The 17,994-nt window shown below is 47.8% G+C and carries 17 protein-coding genes, 1 tRNA gene and 1 CRISPR repeat array (1 of these 19 only partly in view); of the genes, 17 read left to right on the top strand and 1 reads right to left on the bottom strand.

All coding sequences use genetic code 11. From position 1 onward, the window contains the following. Nucleotide 1: 1 nt before the first annotated feature. From METTU_RS18165 to mtaB, 14 genes are all read left to right on the top strand, one after another. Nucleotides 2-541, top strand: a complete 540-nt coding sequence (locus METTU_RS18165) for a hypothetical protein (protein ID WP_006893382.1) — start codon at nucleotides 2-4, stop codon at nucleotides 539-541. Between the two features lie 2 nt (nucleotides 542-543). Next, nucleotides 544-1,101 carry an ImmA/IrrE family metallo-endopeptidase gene (locus METTU_RS18160; protein ID WP_006893381.1) on the top strand — a complete coding sequence of 186 codons (558 nt, stop codon included), beginning with the start codon at nucleotides 544-546 and terminating at the stop codon, nucleotides 1,099-1,101. Between the two features lie 268 nt (nucleotides 1,102-1,369). Next, entirely contained in the window at nucleotides 1,370-2,596 is a 1,227-nt protein-coding gene (locus METTU_RS18150; RefSeq protein WP_006893379.1) for an aspartate kinase, read from the top strand. A gap of 92 nt (nucleotides 2,597-2,688) precedes the next feature. Further along, nucleotides 2,689-2,889 (top strand): carbon storage regulator CsrA, encoded by a 201-nt coding sequence (gene csrA, locus METTU_RS18145; protein ID WP_006893378.1) that lies wholly within the window; start codon nucleotides 2,689-2,691, stop codon nucleotides 2,887-2,889. 226 nt (nucleotides 2,890-3,115) lie between these two features. Further along, nucleotides 3,116-3,207: transfer RNA gene (locus METTU_RS18140), tRNA-Ser, on the top strand. Nucleotides 3,208-4,062: 855 nt separating this feature from the next. Further along, nucleotides 4,063-5,040 (top strand): hypothetical protein, encoded by a 978-nt coding sequence (locus METTU_RS18135; protein ID WP_006893377.1) that lies wholly within the window; start codon nucleotides 4,063-4,065, stop codon nucleotides 5,038-5,040. 539 nt (nucleotides 5,041-5,579) lie between these two features. After that, nucleotides 5,580-5,951, top strand: coding sequence for an exosortase system-associated protein, TIGR04073 family (locus METTU_RS18130; RefSeq protein ID WP_254258034.1), 372 nt, complete (start codon nucleotides 5,580-5,582; stop codon nucleotides 5,949-5,951). Nucleotides 5,952-6,111: 160 nt separating this feature from the next. Then, a complete protein-coding gene (locus tag METTU_RS18125; protein ID WP_006893374.1) occupies nucleotides 6,112-6,891 on the top strand; it encodes a Mut7-C RNAse domain-containing protein in 780 nt (259 codons plus the stop codon). Nucleotides 6,892-7,132: 241 nt separating this feature from the next. Continuing rightward, on the top strand, nucleotides 7,133-7,726 hold the full coding sequence (locus tag METTU_RS18120; RefSeq protein WP_040581467.1) for a PilZ domain-containing protein: 594 nt from the start codon (nucleotides 7,133-7,135) through the stop codon (nucleotides 7,724-7,726). A gap of 6 nt (nucleotides 7,727-7,732) precedes the next feature. Then, nucleotides 7,733-8,731 carry a bifunctional biotin--[acetyl-CoA-carboxylase] ligase/biotin operon repressor BirA gene (birA, locus tag METTU_RS18115; RefSeq protein WP_006893372.1) on the top strand — a complete coding sequence of 333 codons (999 nt, stop codon included), beginning with the start codon at nucleotides 7,733-7,735 and terminating at the stop codon, nucleotides 8,729-8,731. Then, on the top strand, nucleotides 8,728-9,459 hold the full coding sequence (locus METTU_RS18110) for a type III pantothenate kinase (RefSeq protein WP_006893371.1): 732 nt from the start codon (nucleotides 8,728-8,730) through the stop codon (nucleotides 9,457-9,459). The genes birA and METTU_RS18110 overlap by 4 nt, the downstream gene beginning before the upstream one ends. Next, nucleotides 9,456-9,707 carry a hypothetical protein gene (locus METTU_RS18105; protein WP_006893370.1) on the top strand — a complete coding sequence of 84 codons (252 nt, stop codon included), beginning with the start codon at nucleotides 9,456-9,458 and terminating at the stop codon, nucleotides 9,705-9,707. The genes METTU_RS18110 and METTU_RS18105 overlap by 4 nt, the downstream gene beginning before the upstream one ends. Before the next feature lie 153 nt (nucleotides 9,708-9,860). Beyond that, nucleotides 9,861-11,090: a nucleoside recognition domain-containing protein gene (locus tag METTU_RS18100; protein WP_006893368.1), complete on the top strand. Its 1,230-nt coding sequence runs from the start codon at nucleotides 9,861-9,863 to the stop codon at nucleotides 11,088-11,090. A 113-nt stretch (nucleotides 11,091-11,203) separates the two neighbouring features. Then, nucleotides 11,204-12,493, top strand: a complete 1,290-nt coding sequence (gene mtaB / locus METTU_RS18095) for a tRNA (N(6)-L-threonylcarbamoyladenosine(37)-C(2))-methylthiotransferase MtaB (RefSeq protein WP_006893367.1) — start codon at nucleotides 11,204-11,206, stop codon at nucleotides 12,491-12,493. A gap of 74 nt (nucleotides 12,494-12,567) precedes the next feature. On the opposite strand, the gene METTU_RS18090 is transcribed toward mtaB, so the two are convergent. Continuing rightward, nucleotides 12,568-12,885, bottom strand: a complete 318-nt coding sequence (locus METTU_RS18090; RefSeq protein ID WP_006893366.1) for a hypothetical protein — start codon at nucleotides 12,883-12,885, stop codon at nucleotides 12,568-12,570. A gap of 360 nt (nucleotides 12,886-13,245) precedes the next feature. Here METTU_RS18090 and METTU_RS18085 point away from each other — a divergent pair, with 360 nt between their 5' ends. Genes METTU_RS18085 through METTU_RS18075 form a run of 3 tightly spaced genes read left to right on the top strand, consistent with a single transcriptional unit; the run spans nucleotide 13,246 to nucleotide 16,658 of the window. After that, nucleotides 13,246-14,796: an ABC1 kinase family protein gene (locus METTU_RS18085; protein ID WP_006893363.1), complete on the top strand. Its 1,551-nt coding sequence runs from the start codon at nucleotides 13,246-13,248 to the stop codon at nucleotides 14,794-14,796. A 20-nt stretch (nucleotides 14,797-14,816) separates the two neighbouring features. Next, nucleotides 14,817-16,301 carry a glycerol kinase GlpK gene (gene glpK, locus METTU_RS18080; protein WP_006893361.1) on the top strand — a complete coding sequence of 495 codons (1,485 nt, stop codon included), beginning with the start codon at nucleotides 14,817-14,819 and terminating at the stop codon, nucleotides 16,299-16,301. 9 nt (nucleotides 16,302-16,310) lie between these two features. Continuing rightward, nucleotides 16,311-16,658 (top strand): hypothetical protein, encoded by a 348-nt coding sequence (locus METTU_RS18075; protein WP_006893360.1) that lies wholly within the window; start codon nucleotides 16,311-16,313, stop codon nucleotides 16,656-16,658. A gap of 117 nt (nucleotides 16,659-16,775) precedes the next feature. Beyond that, a CRISPR array of direct repeats spans nucleotides 16,776-17,994; the repeat unit is 29 nt; unit sequence GTGTTCCCCACACCCGTGGGGATGAACCG; it runs 762 nt beyond the window's last position.

The following is a 17,994-nucleotide window of genomic DNA, read 5'->3' as shown; positions in this document are numbered from 1 at the left end:
CATGTGGTTGGGCAGAATTAGTTACACTGAGTTTTTTACCAAGCTGGAGGAAAAATTGCTAAAGACAATATACAAAATCTTAGCCGTGTTTTTGATTGGTTTTGCAGGTGGGGCAATTACACCTTGGGCATTGGGATGGATTAAAAGCGCTACTGTAGGAACGCCTTCGGATGCTGTAGCTATTGCAAACACCTACATTGTTTTCACGACTATTATTTTTGTTGGAGTGACTGTGATTCTTGCGATTGTCGGATATGTATTTACCCAGCAATTTTCCGCAACAAAAGAATCTCAGCTAAGTCAATTAGTTGAGGAATTAAAATCAGCCGCTAAAACTGATGAAAAACTTGGTATAGCATTGATAAATGCCATGTTAGAAAATAATGATGTTAAAAGGCATGTTGATAAGAAGCTACAAGAAAAAACAGATGAACTAATTTTGGAACTTAAGACTACCTCGAAGCAAGCTTTAGACAAAGCTACTGAAGACGCAAACGCTATAGAGAATCTTACATCTCAAATTAAAAGAAATGGGGAATAGTTATGAATGAAAATTTCAACAACGCTCCAGATTTACTGGACTATCTTAAGGAAAGCAAGGCTTTTGAATTAAAAGCTTCTGTTGATGTTGATCAAATTGCAACGATGTTAGGCATTAGGGTTGAGGAAGATTTTTCTCTTGAATTGAGGGGGGTTGTGGGGGAAATATCCTTCAATAATGAAATACCCACTGTAAGAATAAACCCAGTCAAAAATTCGTATGCTCCAAGAAGAAGATTTACGCTTGCACATGAAATAGGTCATTACTGTTTGCATAGTGCGCAATCAAAAACAGGATTTACCGACTCAATGAAATCAATGAGTCGAACTGAATCTTATTGGGATGTGCGCGAATCAGAAGCGAATAATTTTGCCGCGCAACTTTTGATGCCAAAAGATTTAATTATTGCCGAGGGTAAAAAGTGCATTGATTCATATAAAGAAAGAACTGGAGAAAAAGGAATTTCAGCAGGTGTGTTTATCGAAGCTATGGCAGATACATTTGAGGTTTCAAGTAAGGCAATGGAATATCGTCTTAAAAATATTGGTATTGTGAAGTAATGGTCTCGCTTGTATTTCAGCTCGGGTTTGTCAGAAAAGCCGTAAAGTCATCGCTTCAACAAGATGATTTTGCTACAGATAAGGCTCTGTGCCTGAATGTATTGAAAAAAATAGCACAAGGTGACTTCTCAAGTTTTAGTGAAATCAATGATGTGGATGCGCATATTCAGAGTCTAAGAAATGAGTTAGACAAGTAATGTTGAATTCGCGATTCATAGCTTTGGCGTGAAAGGATGAGATTTATATTTAAAATACAAGGTTTTATTAAATGGCATTATATGTATACAAATTCGGCGGCACCTCGGTAGGCACTGTCGAGCGCATTAAGGCGGTCGCCGAAAAAGTTAAACAAGCCCACGATCTGGGCGATCAAATTATCGTCGTGGTTTCCGCGATGAGCGGCGAAACCAATCGCCTGGTTGCATTGGCAAAAGACATGCAGCAACACCCTAACGAGCGGGAAATGGACGTGTTGCTGTCAACCGGCGAGCAGGTCACCGTTTCGCTGTTAAGCATGGCTTTGCATGAACTGGGTTGCGATGCCTGTTCTTATACCGGCAGTCAGGTCAAAATCCTGACCGACAGCAGCCACACCAAAGCGCGAATCCGCAAGATAGACGACTCACGCATCCAAGCCCATCTTAACGAAGGCAAGGTGGTTGTTGTCGCAGGTTTTCAGGGCGCGGATGAACACGGCAATATCACTACGCTGGGGCGCGGCGGGTCTGATACCACCGCAGTGGCGCTGGCGGCAGCCTTAAAGGCCGACGAATGTCATATTTATACCGATGTTGACGGCGTTTACACTACGGATCCCCGAGTGGAGCCGAAAGCCCGCAGGCTTGATAAAATCACTTTTGAAGAAATGCTGGAAATGGCCAGCCTGGGCTCGAAAGTATTGCAGATCAGATCGGTAGAATTTGCCGGAAAATATAACGTTGCGTTACGCGTATTATCATCATTTAAAGAAGGTAAGGGTACGCTCATTACCTACGAGGAATCACAAGTGGAAAGTGCTTTAATTTCAGGAATCGCATTTAATCGGGATGAAGCTAAATTAACCATCACCGGCGTGCCTGATTTGCCGGGAGTTGCGTTTAAAATTTTGGGGCCGATTGCCGATGCCAATATCGAAATTGACATGATCATCCAAAATATCGCCGATGATGCGACGACTGATTTCACCTTTACGGTGCATCGCAATGATTATCAGCGGGCGAAAACCTTGCTGGATAAAACCTGCGCCGAACTGGGGGCCAGAAACGTTACCGGCGACGACAGCATCGTCAAAGTGTCGATAGTCGGCGTAGGCATGCGTTCCCACGCAGGCATTGCCAGCACCATGTTTAAGGCATTGGCTGATGAAGGCATTAATATTCGAATGATTTCAACATCCGAGATTAAAATATCGGTTGTGGTCGATGAAAAATATCTAGAGCTTGCAGTCAGGGCGCTGCATGCTGCGTTTAAATTAGATCAAGAAATAGAATCTTAGGCTTTATTTATAAGAAAAACCTGCTATAATTGCCCGTCTTGGTTGGATGCTGTTTAAGAACAGTACGTTTTTAACATATATAGGGAGTAGCCATGCTTATCTTGACTCGTCGGGTAGGGGAGACTTTGATGATCGGTGATGAAGTTACAGTCACTGTTCTTGGAGTTAAAGGAAATCAGGTTCGCATAGGTGTTAACGCACCAAAAGAAGTTTCTGTACACAGGGAAGAGATCTACGAAAGGATCAAAAAAGAACAGAATGGGCCTGCTGGCTTGACTGGATCTGAAGAGTAAAATCGTAGCAGGAATTTATGAGTGCCATAGGCACTCAGCAGCTAATGGATGTGAGCTTAGTATTAAGTGGGTGTGAATATTTCGCAGAATATTTTTTGTGAAGTAGTTTAGCGATTGCACCTTAACATCGTTAGCTAAAAGGAATTATGTTAGTTTTTTGAGAGGTTCCCTCTTAAAATGATCTCTGGGCACAGGACCGTAGCTTAAAGAGATATATCATCTATTTGGAGAGTTGGCCGAGAGGCTGAAGGCGCTCCCCTGCTAAGGGAGTATGGGTTTTATCGCCCATCGAGGGTTCGAATCCCTCACTCTCCGCCATTTAGATCTTTTATTCATAAAGATATTCAAATTATTATTTGGTCGGTGACTGTAAGGTGTCTGTTGATAGACTGCATTAATCACCAAATCAGCTCAAAATTCCCATTTTCATTTGTTACTCGCTAGACATGTAGTAATTCTGTTGTCTCATCAATACTTCTTGTTTCAAAATTTATTTCACTGCGATTTTTTTATAAAAACCGCACGGATGAGGAAGAGTGATGTCAATCAGCGTCCAGCATTTACCCGTAAACAGCGTCATAATTGACTATGTAAATTACTATTGCATTGTTTTTTAATGTTTTTCATTGGGAAATCTGGTAAAAACTGATGCTGAAAGTGGTAACTTTTGCACGCTGATTTGCACATTATGACACTTGGGGGTGGGGAGGAGTCCATGTCATCAGCCTGGGTCGTTATCGGTCATTCCGCTGATCCAAAATAGCACTATTTGTGTTTGTCATACTGATCCACGCCATCACGCCTATGATTCACTACTCACCGCTAACCAGACCGCTAAAAAAACATCCTAAGCGACACAAAGCAGTTATGTCTGGGATGTGCTTGATTAATAACGGATTGATTATTTTAAAATAATTCTATGTGCTTTATTTTGGCTCAGTGCTAAAACGTTACATATGATTGCGCTGTTTCCACCGCTGACTATTCCTCTAAAAACACGAATATCGCACATTATCCAATGAATAAATAACTTATAAATGAAACCATCTTCATTAATAACGGAATCTTTGATTGATTGTCAAAATCCAACGTTGATTGAAGTTGACCGTAAGAACCATTATGCGAAATCGATAATATGTAAATAACCTTTTCAGTTATAGTCGGAGCTTTTTTATGAAAAAAATATTATTTTTACTAACCACAGTATTTTGTAGTCCTGTGTTTTCGGGGCCATTACCAACGGATGATGTTTTTGATCTCTCCAGTTTTTGGTATACCCCCATACCGACTTCTGCACCACTACACCCCAATTCCGTCAATTTAGTCACAGAACTCCTAAGACAGAAAGCCACCTACTACGGGACGGTAAACATTAATACCAGTTCCTATTCTGCCCCTGTTTATTACACGACAGGAACGGAAACAGTACAAAAAGTAACACAATGGGATTGTCAAAAAAAGGGCTACCTGGATGCTGGATTAAAAACCCAGTGGGCCGCTGTGCCTATTCCAGATTATGCTGTGCAATCCGCAGGTACGGATGGCGAGATGGCGGTCTATGATGTAGCTACAGATACTTATTATGAATTCTGGCAAGCACGAAAGGTTAATGGCGCATGGCAGGCATGTTGGGGCGGCAGAATAACTGCTGCCTCATTCAATACAGGTGTTTTTGATAGCTACTACGGGACAACAGCGACCAGCTTGCCTTTTATTGGTGGACAAATAACTGCCGAGGAACTACAACGTGGAGAAATTAAGCATGCCATTGGCATTGCTTTGGTTGACGTTGCTAATTTTGATGTATTTTCTTGGCCTGCCAATCGTTCAGATGGCCAAAACCCGACTAATGTGGCTAACCGTATACCGGAAGGTTTGCGCTTTAGACTTGACCCAACTATTAATGTAAATGCGCTAAGTATGTCAGCGGCAGGTAAAGTGATTGCAAAAGCTGCCCAAATTTATGGGTTTGTTGTTTGGGATAGGGCGGGGGCCTTATCTATCCGCGCACAGAACTCGGCTTCCTATACTGCACAAGGATTACCTAACCCATACCCAGTATTATTCGGAGGCTTGCCTACCTACCAAGTTCTGAACGGCTTACCTTTTAACAAAATGCAATTCTTACCAATGGACTACGGAAGGCCATGATCGGCCTCGAATTACCAAAATATCCAAACAATGGAGCCGCTTCTGAGTAATTGGTAAGCGCTTAGCGCATCCGGCATTACAGAAATAATTATGTTACTCACCCCAATTCCTGAGCTGAAACGAACAGTTATCCCAACCTCAATTCCTATTTTCGCAGGGGAGTGAATAGTCCAGTAGGTCGAGCAACTGCGTTTCGTTGCCCGACAATAGAAGCTGTAATCGGCGTTGTGCATGTAAGGCGGTTTGCTGCGAGAAACCATATATGGACTCCCTACAAACAATCAACCTTACAGCCCCTTTTATTTAACCCATGCCAATTCATTCCGGCTTGTTGTATAGCATTGTGAAATCCGTTCCGTTTTCGGCTTCCCTGTACTTTGTTAATCGACGGCTAAAGCTGCGGGAACACACCCTTACGCATTCGATGAGATAGATTGGCTTCTTGATTTTGTTATTCAGCGTCGAATAGTTACCAGTTAACAGCATTAAAACCGAACAGCAAAAAATCAATTATTAATATTTTTGTCATCGGTTAAAATATGATTTCATTTAAGAAAAATAAAGGAGAGTCGATCATGAAAAAGTTACGTATTTATATATTGGCAGCTTTTACGGTTTTAGCACTTCCCAATGCTTACGCGCATACAACAACGGCACATATATCGGCGCAGAAATTCGGTAGAGGTTTGGCGGGAATGACCTGCGGTTTTCTTGAAATACCGGGCAATATCGTTAAGGAGACAAAGGCTAAAGGGGCAATTGGTTTTCCTATCGGTCTTGCTACCGGCTTGGGGATGACGGTAACCCGTGAATTGGTTGGCGTTTATGAATTTCTTTCCGCGCCTTTTCCGGTTCCGGCAGGTTTTCAGCCCATTTTAGCTCCGGAGTATCCGTGGGATTATTTTGAATAAATTCCTTTAGGTCGCCAAGTGTAACAAGTCAGAGGGGTTTCGGCTCGGTTAATGTGTGTTGATTGATGACTATATCAATTGAGTCCGATCCCGATGATTTGTGCATCCAAGAATTTTGATTTACTGTTCGCCAAATGGCTGTCATCGACAGGCGGACAATATGAAACCAGAATATACTGCTGAATTTCGTTTCTACGCGGAACTGAACGATTTTCTTCCACCGGAACAACGCAAGCAGACGATGCACTATCGTTTCAGCGGCCATCCGGGAATCAAGGACCCCATTGAAGTTTTCGGTGTGCCTCACACCGAGGTAGACCTGATTGTCATCAATGGTCGGTCGGTGGGATTCGACTATCAACTGCAAGCCGGCGATCGTGTCGCGGTCTACCCGGTTTTCGAAACGCTGGACATCTCCTCTTTGGTCAGGTTGCGCGAAAAGCCCTTGCGCACCCCCCGCTTCATCCTGGACGTGAATGTGGGCAAGCTCGCCAAACGCATGCGTTTGTTGGGTTTCGACAGTCTCTATCGTAACGACTACAGGGATGCCGATATAGTAAAAAGCGCAGTGAACGAACGGCGCATCGTGCTGACCCGTGATCGTCGCCTTTTGTACATCAAGCAAATCGATCACGGCTACTGGGTGCGTGCAGTCGACGTGGAAGTCCAAGTCGATGAAGTCCTGCGCCGTTTCGATCTGTACGACTCGATTCATCCCTTTGTCCGATGCCTGATTTGCAACGGTGTGCTAACGCCGGTCGCCAAAGCGGATATTTGGGATTGTCTCGAAGCCAAGACGAGGCTCTACTATGAGGATTTTTATCAATGCGCCGATTGTCAGCGGATCTATTGGCAAGGCTCGCACATGAAGAACATGCTGCAACGCTTGACCGATTTGGATTATCCAGGCTTTAAACGATTAAACCAAAAAATAAAATAACCAAACTGTTTAACGTATAATTTGACAAGCTGCGGCGGAGGGGGCGGTTCCTATAAAAGCTCTTAAAAACCTCAAATATCAGTCGCAATCGCACAAGTTATTTCCCAGAATGAGACGTTAAAAAGAATTTATATTCCGGATAGACGGTCAGTCTTGGATAAGGTCCGTTATTAGCGCTGATTCATTAACTAAATCATGACAATAAAAAGTTTAGAGGTTGTAGATTATGGATAAGATCAACATGACGAAAACTGAAGATCGAAGAGGTTTTTTTCGAATTGATGATGAAGTTAATCTGTTTTACAAAAAAATAGATGAAAAGCTGGTCAACGAACCGCACCATGTTTCCGACAACATTTTGAATAGCTGTTCATTGTCTACCGCACTTGAAATGGTATCGCAGGAATCGATATTGTTATTGCACCGGCTGGATAAAAACCTGCCGGATGTAGCGGAGTACTTAAGGTTAATTGACAGAAAAATCGATCTTCTTGCCCAGGCTATTACGATGCAGGGCTTTCAATTTAAGGAAAACGACACTCGCAACGTTAACATGAGTGCAACCGGCATCGCTTTTAATTGCGAAGAAGCGCTTAAAGAAAACGATTATCTGGAAATCAAAATACTGCTGGTATCTTGTATGACGGTCATCGTGACTTACGGCAGGGTTGTTTATTGTAAAAATAGCCCATCAAACGATAGTCAGTATCCTTATTTTGTGGGTGTTAATTTTATTAATATGAAGGATGAGGATCGGGAAATGTTGATTAAATATGTGGTAAAGGAGCAATTGCAACAGATCAGGGATAAAAAACAGGTTGGCAATAAAGCTTGAGCGGTTGTGAATATTTCAGATAAGCAAAAAAAAATCCTTACCCTCTTGGCTGACGGAGCGTTTCATTCCGGCACTGAATTGGCCGATGCGCTGGGCATCAGTCGTTCAGCGGTTTGGAAACAGCTGAACGGCTTGGCCGAATTGGGGCTGCAACACTCGGCAGTCAGCGGTAAAGGTTACCGGCTGGATAACTCGCTGGAGTTGTTGGAAGCGTCACAAATCAATGCAGTTGTTGGCGACCGGGTCGGCGCATTAATTTCATCGTTTGAAATTCATGATCAAATCGATTCCACCAACCGCTATTTAGTGGAACGCTCGCAAAATAATGCGCTTTCAGGCTCTGTGTGTTTTGCGGAGTATCAAACAGCCGGGAAAGGCAGGCGAGGGCGGCAATGGGTTTCGCCTTACGGGAGTAATATTTACCTGTCGATACTCTGGCGCTTTCAGCAGGGGCCTGCCGCCATTTCAGGCTTAAGTCTGGCTATCGGCGTGGCGGTGATCAGGGCTTTAAAACAGCATCAAATCAATGATATTGGCCTCAAGTGGCCTAATGATATTTACAGTCAGGGTAAAAAACTGGGCGGTATTCTGGTTGAAGTCTCTGGCGAGACTGACGGGCCGTGCAGCGCCGTTATCGGTTTGGGCTTGAATTTATTCTTGCCGGAAACGGAAGCCGAAAGCATCACTCAAGCCTGGACCGATTTAAGCAAAATCACCGGGCAAAACCAACTGTTCAGGAATAAATTGGCAGGCACGCTGTTAAACCATCTGCTGCCGGTTATTGCCGAGTATGAAGGTGTCGGCATTCAAGCCTATCTCGACGAATGGCGCTCCTATGATTGCCTGACCGGAAAATCTGCGACCTTGTTTATCGGTCAGCAACAATTTGAAGGCATAGTGCGAGGCATCGACGATAACGGCATGTTATTGATTGAACGTCCGGATGGCCATGTGCAGACCTTTGCCTCCGGCGAAGTCAGTTTTAATGGTTCGGCACCGCAATGAATTTGTTGATTGATATGGGTAATACTCGCCTGAAGTGGGGGATTACCACAGGCGGTCAAATCATTACCGGCCAGTCCCTGCTTAATACCCGGATTAATCGGCATGAACTTATTGAACTCTGGAAAGGCATCCGTCCGCCCAGACGGCTTGCGGTTTCCTGCGTGAGCGCAAACCGGCTGCTTGAACTTGTCCAGTCGGTAGCCTTTGAACTTTGGCTTGATGTGGATGTTATCCTGGTTAAGCCTCAAGCGCAGGCGTTCGGCGTGATTAACGCTTACCAACAACCGGAAAAGCTGGGCGTTGACCGCTGGCTATCGTTAGTTGCCGTTTGGCAGCAATTTCACCAGCCGGCTTGCATAGTCGATTGCGGAACGGCCATTACCGTGGATTTAATCGATGCCGACGGCAGGCATCAAGGCGGCCTGATTAGTCCCGGTTTGACGCTGATGAAAAAGTCCTTGGGCCAAGGGACCGAGGCGTTGCCTGTTAGCGAAGCAAGCTATGCATTCGGTCTGGCTAATTTTACCGAGGCCGCAATCTACAACGGCACCTTAACGGCGGCTATCGGCTTGATCGAGCATGTGCTGGCAAAACACCCTGAAAATACGCAATTGATTTTAACCGGCGGAGATGCCGAACTTATCGCCGGACAGCTTGGTGTTGCATCCATTGTTGATCCTGATGTGGTGTTGCGAGGATTGCTGTGTGTTCTGGAAGGACATGCATGAAGATTTTATTTTTTCTGGCGATATTGGCTAATGTTGTGCTGTTTATGTGGGAGTTCAGACACGGTGCGTTTGAGCGGGAAGTCAAAACCTCACAACAACCGCTTCGGGAGCCGATTGTATTGGTCGGCGAATTGAAAGCCAAGTTAGCGGTTTCAGCGGATGTCGATTTCATTTCGTTATTTCCGTGCGGCTTGGATCCGCGATCCGATAATTTATTAACTGAACAACCTGATCTTGCAGATTTTTAAGGATGGAATGCAGGCTTTTTCTAGCTGCCAGTTCCCAAGCTCCAGCTTCCCGTTTCGCGAAGCTGGAGCTTCGCCTTCGGGGTTCCCAATCTGGAGATTGGGAACCAGCGCAAGACGCGCCTAACCCAACGATCTCAACTTAATACATCTACCGTGCTAAACATCATCTGGATCAGCTTTTTCCTCGCCGCCTTTTGCACCGCGCTGTTCAAGCTGGTTTTCTTGGGCGACCAACAGGTTTTTGCGCAAATCATGGAAGCCATGTTTGCGTTGTCGAAATCGGCTTTTGAAATAGCCTTAGGCCTGACCGGGGTGCTGGCCTTATGGCTGGGCATTATGCGCATCGGCGAAAAAAGCGGTTTTATCCTGCTATTAACCCAAAGCCTCACGCCGTTATTCAGCCGGTTAATGCCTGATGTGCCCAAAGGGCATCCCGCGTTAGGCGCAATCGTGATGAATATTTCCGCCAATGCGCTGGGCCTGGACAATGCCGCCACGCCGTTGGGCATCAAAGCGATGCAGGAATTGCAAACGCTTAATCCGAATCCCGAAACCGCCAGCAACGCGCAAATCCTGTTTCTGGTGATCAACACCTCAGGCATTACGCTGTTTCCGGTAACGATTTTTACCTACCGCGCCCAGTTGGGGGCAGCCAATCCGACCGACGTATTCATCCCGATCCTGATAGCCACGTATATGTCCACGCTGGCCGGTTTGCTTGCCGTTGCGTTCGTACAAAAAATCAACCTGCTGGATAAGGTGATCGTGGCCTATCTCGGCGGTTTTACGCTGGTGGTCGGCGGCATACTGGCGTATTTTTCAAGCCTCCCGCAACAGCAGATGCTTGAGCAATCCGCGATTATCAGCAATTTCATCCTGTTCTCGCTGGTCATCACCTTTATTCTCGGCGCGATCAACAAGGAGATTAACGCTTATGACGCCTTCATTGAAGGCGCCAAAGAAGGTTTTCATACCGCCACCACCATCATCCCTTATTTGGTCGCGATGCTGGTTGCGATCGGCGTATTCAGGGCCAGCGGCGCGTTGGATTTGCTGGCCGATTTGGCGCGTTACGTCGTGCATTACTTCATGCTCGACGACCGCTTTGTCGATGCGCTGCCTACCGCATTGATGAAGCCGTTCAGCGGCAGCGGGGCCAGGGCGATGATGATTGATACCATGAAGACGATGGGCGCGGATTCGTTTGCCGGGCGCTTATCGTCGATCGTGCAAGGCAGCACCGAAACCACCTTTTATGTACTGGCGATTTACTTCGGCTCGGTCGGCATCAAACATATTCGTCATGCCGCCGCGTGTGGGATAATAGCCGACTTTGCGGGCATTGTTGCGTCCATATTTGTCGCCTACTGGTTCTTTGGCTAAAGGCAAAGGGCGAAAGGGGAAAAAAACCATCTTTTGCCCTTTGTCTTTCGCCTATAAAATTTTTATGAAGAAGTTCGTGTCATCCGTATTCTATTTTTTACTATTATCCCTTAATGAAAGTTCACCTTAAAACCCTAGGCTGCCGTCTTAACGAAGCCGAACTGGAAACCTGGGCTCAGGCTTTCCAAAAATCCGGCCATCAAATCACCAAACAAGCCGAAGCCGCGCACCTTATCGTGATCAATTCCTGCGCGGTGACGCAAGATGCCGCCAGAAAATCGCGCCAGCTGATCCGCCGCATCCATCGAGATAACCCGCAAGCCAAGCTCGTGGTCAGCGGCTGTTACGCGACCTTGAATGAGGATGAGGCCGCGTCTTTACTGGGCGTTGACCTGATAGTCAGTAACAAGGACAAGGATCAACTGGTCGAAAAAACCCTGGCTGAACTGAACATGGACAGCATGCCCGTCCTGTCCACCGAGCCGGGGGAAATATCGTTGTTCACTCGCGGCAGGCAACGCGCTTTCGTTAAAGTACAGGACGGTTGCCGTTACCGCTGCACATTTTGCATCGTCACCGTGGCGCGCGGCGAAGAAAACAGCCGCCCCGTGCAGGCGGTCATCGACGAAATCAATGCGCTGCACCGGCAAGGCATCACCGAAGTCATTTTGACCGGCGTGCATTTGGGCGGCTACGGCAGCGATCTGGGTAACAATCTGTCCGACTTGATCAAAGCTATTTTGGCGGAAACCGACATCCCGCGACTCAGATTAGGCTCGTTGGAACCTTGGGAATTGCCGGGTGACTTTTTCAAGCTGTTCGATAATCCGCGCCTGATGCCGCATTTGCATCTGCCCTTGCAAAGCGGCTCGGACACCGTGCTGCGCCGTATGGCAAGGCGCTGTAAAACCGAAGAGTTTGCCTCTATCGTCAATCAGTTACGCGCGCAAATCCCCAACTTTAATGTCACCACCGATATTATCGTCGGCTTCCCCGGCGAAACCGAGCAGGAATGGCAGGAGAGCTTTAACTTCATTAAGCAAACCGGTTTCGGTCATATCCATATCTTCACCTATTCAAGCAGGGAAGGCACCAAAGCCGCAAGCCTGCCTGGCCAGCTGAGCAATGACATCAAAAAACAGCGCAGCAGGCAGTTGCATGAGTTGGCTGAGGAGATGAAGCTGAAGTTTTTTGCCGATAACGTAGGCAATCAATTTCCGGTGTTATGGGAAGGTTACAGCGAAGCGTTGGCAGATGATAAACAACGGGTGTTCGGTTATACGCCGAATTATCTTCGGGTTGGCTGCGTGATTGGCAGTGATGTGTCGGTGGAAAATCGGACGATTAGCTGTATGGTGACAGCGGTTGAGGAAGGTTATGTTGTTGGGGAAATAGAGGAATAACGCGTTGCGTTATTTCCACATATGCTAGCTCCCACGATCCAGACTGTGGGAACCAGAGCAATATAGTTAAAGCACTATACTGTAATTTGCACCGACGGCGACCACACAACCCCGACGGCGGAGCTGCTTGCCCCAGGAGTAACGGGCGTTGTAACGCCATTAGTTGTCAATGATACATCGAACCGAGCTGGCCCGCCCCAGTTGATGCCGACAAAGCTCAAAGTGTAGCTTCCTGCTGGAAGGACATGTTGAGGAATGATTTTTACGTTCATTGTGTCATTATAGCCAGAGATGTAGTGAAGCAGATTTACACTCGCCAATCCGTTGGATGGGATGGCAATAATGTCCAGTTCATTGTCTACAAAGGTAACATTGATAGCGGTTGTTGTCATTTTAGATACTCTTGGTATTTTGATTATTAATTAAAAACATAAGTACTCTGTGTACGGTCACGACAAGGCTTTAGATAGTGCAAAAAATCAATGTAATTCATGATGTTGAACATAGTTAATGGCCGGCAGCATAACCGAGAGAATGATTGTACATGTTAGCAGATCATTTTGCACGTTAATGCATGGGTTGCTTAAACTTAAATGTAACCGAAAAGCTTCGTAAAAATAGTTGCGGTCGGGTATGCTCTTTTTATGTTCGATCATAGCTGATGAATACGAAGTCAATATGGGGCTATTTTGGGTTCCCCTTACTCGCATCAATGCCTAACCCGATCTTACAACCCGAAAAAACCAATCAACGTGACTATCCTCAACACAGCAAAACGCGCCCTGCAATTTTTCCGTATCGGGCTGGCGGCCAAAAAACTCCAACGCACTCAGAACGAGACCGAACGCCTGCTCGCCAAACAGGCGCTTGCCGGGTTGTTTGCCGATGCGCGCGGCATTACTATGAAAGTCGGTCAGCTGTTTGCAGGCACCGACGGCACGACTCCGTTCCAGGAACTTGTCGAAGGCATAGAGCCTTTGCCGCTCAAAATCATGATCCCGCTGCTCGAAACGGAACTCGGGCAAAAAACCAAAAGCGTTTTCCGCTCCATTGATAAAGCCATCGCGGCGGCCTCTCTCGGACAAGTGCATCTCGCAGAGCTTAAAAACGGCGACAAGGTCGCGGTAAAAATCCGCTATCCCGATATTAGCGATGCGGTCGATGCCGAATTGCGCCTGGTCGGCCTGATGCCCGGCGTGGGGCCGGTCAACCGCTGGGGCTTCGATCTTGATGCCTATAAAAAAAGCCTGCGCGACAATATGCACCGCGAGCTTGATTACCGCTCGGAGGCCCAAAGGCAGGACTATTTCGGCCGCACCGTACAAGTTCCGGGGCTGAAAGTTCCCGGAGTGTATCGGGATTTATGCAGCGAACGGGTGTTGGTGCAAAGCAGGGCGGAGGGCGTGTTGATCGACAAGGCCGGTGACTGGTCGGAGCAGGATCGTCTGGCTATCGGCCAAACGCTGATGATGACCTTATTTAAAAGCTTGTTTGTGGCGGGCGAAGTGCATGGCGACCCGCATCCCGGCAACGTCTTTTACAGCCACGACGAAAACGGCCAACCGTTAGTCATATTACTCGACTACGGCTGCACCCTTAGCATTGCCGAACCACGCAGACTGGCGCTGCTCAAATTGATCGTCGGTTGCCGCGAACGAAACCCTACCAAACCGTTGGATTGCTTTGCGGCGCTGGGTTTCGACAGCAAAAAACTGACGCCCATCAGCGGTTCTTTGCCTGCCTTATGCCAGATATTATTCCGGCCTTTTTTATTGAACCATGCGTTTAGTCCCGAGCAGTGGCAGTTAGGCGAGGAAGTTAACGATCTGCTCGGCGATTATCGCTGGTGGTTTCGATCGGCCGGGCCTTCCGACCTGTTTTTACTGATGCGCGCGTTTCAGGGGCTAATCCAGCAATTACAACAGTTGGATGTTAGGCTGCCGTGGTGGTCGCTACTGCAACAAGCGGTCGGCCCGGAACTCATTCGCCAGGCCATGGCCTATGAACTGCCTGCAATTGAACATGAGCCGACAGTCATGACCCTGAGTTTCGATCAGCAAGCAACCCTGCTCTGCGTGCGCGTCACCGAAGGCGGCGAGCAGCGTGTTTCGGTTAAAATGCCCGCCGAAGCGGTGCTGGACTTGGAGCACCTTATTCCTGAAGATGTATTGGCGCGCATCATAAGTTCGGGAACAATCGACCTCAAACAGTTGGGCGAATCTATCCGCGCCAACGGTATTACTCCCCAGCAACTGTTTGTTTTTGAAGACGGTAGGAAAACATACAAGGTATGGCTGGAGTAAGGTAACTCAAGGTGAAAACGATGCGTTATATTTTAGCGATAGACCAAGGCACCAGCAGTTCGCGGTGTGTACTTTATGACCGGCAGGCAAACCCGGTTGCGATGGCCCAGCAGGCGTTTACACAACACTTTCCGTATCCTGGCTGGGTAGAGCACGATGCCGAAGAAATATGGACATCGCAATCCGGGGTTGTCCGACAAGTGATGCAGGACGCACAGCTTCAGCCGGATGATATTGCCGGAATCGGCATCACCAACCAACGCGAGACGACGGTCATCTGGGAGCGCAGCAGCGGCAAACCGATTTACAACGCCATCGTCTGGCAGGACAGGCGCACGGCTGAGGACTGTATCCGGCTGAAACAAGCCGGAGCGGAAGCGATGGTTAAGGCCAAAACCGGTCTGTTGCTGGATGCTTATTTTTCGGCGACGAAAATCAGCTGGCTGTTGGACCATGTCGAGGGCGCGCGAGTAAAAGCCGAGCGCGGGGAATTGGCCTTCGGGACGATAGATTCATGGCTGGTCTGGAAACTGACCTGCGGCGAGTTGCATATCACCGATGTGTCCAATGCCGCCCGAACCTTGTTGTTCAACATCGATACGATGCAGTGGGATGATGACTTGCTGGCGTTATTCGACATACCCGCATCCTTGTTGCCCACCGTCAAATCGTCCAGCGAGATTTATGGGCAAACGCGTAACCCGGAAATAGGGGCGGGAATTCCAATTGCCGCTATTGCCGGTGACCAGCAGGCGGGGTTATTCGGTCAGCTGTGCATCAACGCGGGGATGGCTAAATGCACTTATGGCACCGGTTCGTTTTTAATGATGAATACCGGAGCGAAAAGGGTCGCATCGAGTCATGGCCTGTTAACCACGATTGCCTGGCAAATCGGCGATCAAATCCATTATGCGCTTGAAGGCGGCGTGTTTGTCGGCGGCGCGGTCATTCAATGGCTGCGCGATGGTTTGGGGTTGTTCGAGCAGGCAGCGGATAGCGAACGGCTGGCCGGTAGCGTTGACGATAATGGCGGCGTTTATTTCGTGCCCGCACTCACCGGCCTCGGCGCGCCGCATTGGGACCCGCATGCGCGCGGCGCGATCTTCGGCATCACGCGCGGCACAACCTCGGCGCATCTTACCCGGGCGGCGCTGGAGAGCATTTGTTTTCAGGTCGATGAGGTATTGCAGCTGCTTTCAGCCGAAAGCGGTACGCCGATCGTCCAATTAAGGATCGATGGCGGCGCGTCGGCTAATAATATGCTGGCGCAATTTCAGGCCGACATCTCGGCTGTTGAAGTTGTCCGTCCCGCGAATCTTGAAACCACGGCTTTGGGTGCGGCTTATCTTGCCGGTATTGCCATTGGATTATGGACTATCGACGAACTCAATCAGAAATGGCGGATTGATCGGTCATTCCACGAAACCATGCCGCCGTTGGAAGTTGAATTGTTGAAGCGGCATTGGCTTAAAGCCGTGGAAAGAGCAAAAGATTGGGCTGAATAAGGTTGCCGAATGAGTGAGATAAAACTTCGCGAATATGAAAACTTTCATATTGTGTTATGGCTTTTGAAGGATACGTGTTGGTTGATGGAATGGAGGCTTGAAGGCATTTTCATGATCGTGCCGACGATTGCGGCGGCTTTTCACATTACCTGGCTGGGACGAAAAAACACCGCAAACCTGTTTCATAATTTGGCGGTCAGTAGCTGGATATGCGGTAATGCGGTTTGGATGATTGGGGAGTTCTTTTTCAACGATAGCTTTAGGTCGTTTGCTAAGGTATTTTTCAGCATCGGTGTGGTGTTTCTTGCAGTGTATTATTTTGGCGTGTTGCCGAAAGAAAAACGCGCCAGGCGATGAGAAATGTCATGCTGAACTACTTTGCTCTTTAACAAATTAATGACAAAAAGCGGCTGTTTTTTCGGTGGAAAAATTGGAGTGGTTATTTCGTTTTATTAACAACATGTTATGATTAGTGTGTTCCCCACACCCGTGGGGATGAACCGGACCAAAAGCGATACTGCTTTACTGCCGTAGCGTGTTCCCCACACCCGTGGGGATGAACCGTATGAAAGCAAACAGACCCAACATAAACCCCTGTGTTCCCCACACCCGTGGGGATGAACCGCGCAATTCCGACGAGTCCATTATGCTCAAACCGTGTTCCCCACACCCGTGGGGATGAACCGCGGTGATGGTGCGCGTTCCAAAATCCATAAATGTGTTCCCCACACCCGTGGGGATGAACCGCCAATATATGATCGTTTTGAATAGCGATGTAAGTGTTCCCCACACCCGTGGGGATGAACCGATCAGCAATCAGCGTATCAATATCTGTTTTTAGTGTTCCCCACACCCGTGGGGATGAACCGTGGCGTGCACCTTCTTTAACAATTCAATCCTGGTGTTCCCCACACCCGTGGGGATGAACCGAATCCCGTTCCAACTATCCCCCGGCGGCACTGGTGTTCCCCACACCCGTGGGGATGAACCGATTCAAATTTGCACATCGATTTATTTATGCAAGTGTTCCCCACACCCGTGGGGATGAACCGAAAACCGGCGATGACATTATCAAAATGGTTCAGTGTTCCCCACACCCGTGGGGATGAACCGCAATAGTTAAAATTTTTGGTAGAAATGATTAAGTGTTCCCCACACCCGTGGGGATGAACCGACAAGGACAAGCCTTAAATACAACGACCATATGTGTTCCCCACACCCGTGGGGATGAACCGCGCTTGTGCGCCTGCTCGACAATCTTTTTATCGTGTTCCCCACACCCGTGGGGATGAACCGGTCGCATTAAGACGAGCAAGTATCAAAAGGACGTGTTCCCCACACCCGTGGGGATGAACCGGAGGGTGAGCTACTGAGTTATTGATGGCAGGCGTGTTCCCCACACCCGTGGGGATGAACCGTATTGGGTCGCCATCCTTGGCGGGGATAAATAGTGTTCCCCACACCCGTGGGGATGAACCGCTATCGCATCCAACGCTTCATAAGCCACAAAAGTGTTCCCCACACCCGTGGGGATGAACCGCAGGAAAAACGCGTTCCGTTGAGTCTTTATGCGTGTTCCCCACACCCGTGGGGATGAACCGCGTGATTCTGACGAGTCCATTATGCTCAAACCGTGTTCCCCACACCCGTGGGGATGAACCGATCGCTCCGATTGTCATCGCGTTGGCGCTGT

The organism is Methylobacter tundripaludum SV96, from assembly GCF_000190755.2.
Classification (GTDB): domain Bacteria; phylum Pseudomonadota; class Gammaproteobacteria; order Methylococcales; family Methylomonadaceae; genus Methylobacter_A; species Methylobacter_A tundripaludum.
This window is presented reverse-complemented; position numbering and strand designations above follow the sequence as displayed.

Excerpts from the sequence above, each read along its gene's own strand:
- METTU_RS18165 (WP_006893382.1), top strand. The coding sequence starts at position 2 with ATGTGGTTGGGCAGAATTAGTTACACTGAGTTTTTTACCAAGCTGGAG.
- glpK (WP_006893361.1), top strand. The coding sequence starts at position 14,817 with ATGCGTTATATTTTAGCGATAGACCAAGGCACCAGCAGTTCGCGGTGT.
- METTU_RS18120 (WP_040581467.1), top strand. The coding sequence starts at position 7,133 with ATGACGAAAACTGAAGATCGAAGAGGTTTTTTTCGAATTGATGATGAA.
- METTU_RS18075 (WP_006893360.1), top strand. The coding sequence starts at position 16,311 with ATGAGTGAGATAAAACTTCGCGAATATGAAAACTTTCATATTGTGTTA.
- METTU_RS18090 (WP_006893366.1), bottom strand. The coding sequence starts at position 12,885 with ATGACAACAACCGCTATCAATGTTACCTTTGTAGACAATGAACTGGAC.
- METTU_RS18125 (WP_006893374.1), top strand. The coding sequence starts at position 6,112 with ATGAAACCAGAATATACTGCTGAATTTCGTTTCTACGCGGAACTGAAC.
- METTU_RS18130 (WP_254258034.1), top strand. The coding sequence starts at position 5,580 with ATGATTTCATTTAAGAAAAATAAAGGAGAGTCGATCATGAAAAAGTTA.
- METTU_RS18105 (WP_006893370.1), top strand. The coding sequence starts at position 9,456 with ATGAAGATTTTATTTTTTCTGGCGATATTGGCTAATGTTGTGCTGTTT.
- csrA (WP_006893378.1), top strand. The coding sequence starts at position 2,689 with ATGCTTATCTTGACTCGTCGGGTAGGGGAGACTTTGATGATCGGTGAT.
- METTU_RS18110 (WP_006893371.1), top strand. The coding sequence starts at position 8,728 with ATGAATTTGTTGATTGATATGGGTAATACTCGCCTGAAGTGGGGGATT.
- METTU_RS18135 (WP_006893377.1), top strand. The coding sequence starts at position 4,063 with ATGAAAAAAATATTATTTTTACTAACCACAGTATTTTGTAGTCCTGTG.
- METTU_RS18150 (WP_006893379.1), top strand. The coding sequence starts at position 1,370 with ATGGCATTATATGTATACAAATTCGGCGGCACCTCGGTAGGCACTGTC.
- mtaB (WP_006893367.1), top strand. The coding sequence starts at position 11,204 with ATGAAAGTTCACCTTAAAACCCTAGGCTGCCGTCTTAACGAAGCCGAA.
- METTU_RS18160 (WP_006893381.1), top strand. The coding sequence starts at position 544 with ATGAATGAAAATTTCAACAACGCTCCAGATTTACTGGACTATCTTAAG.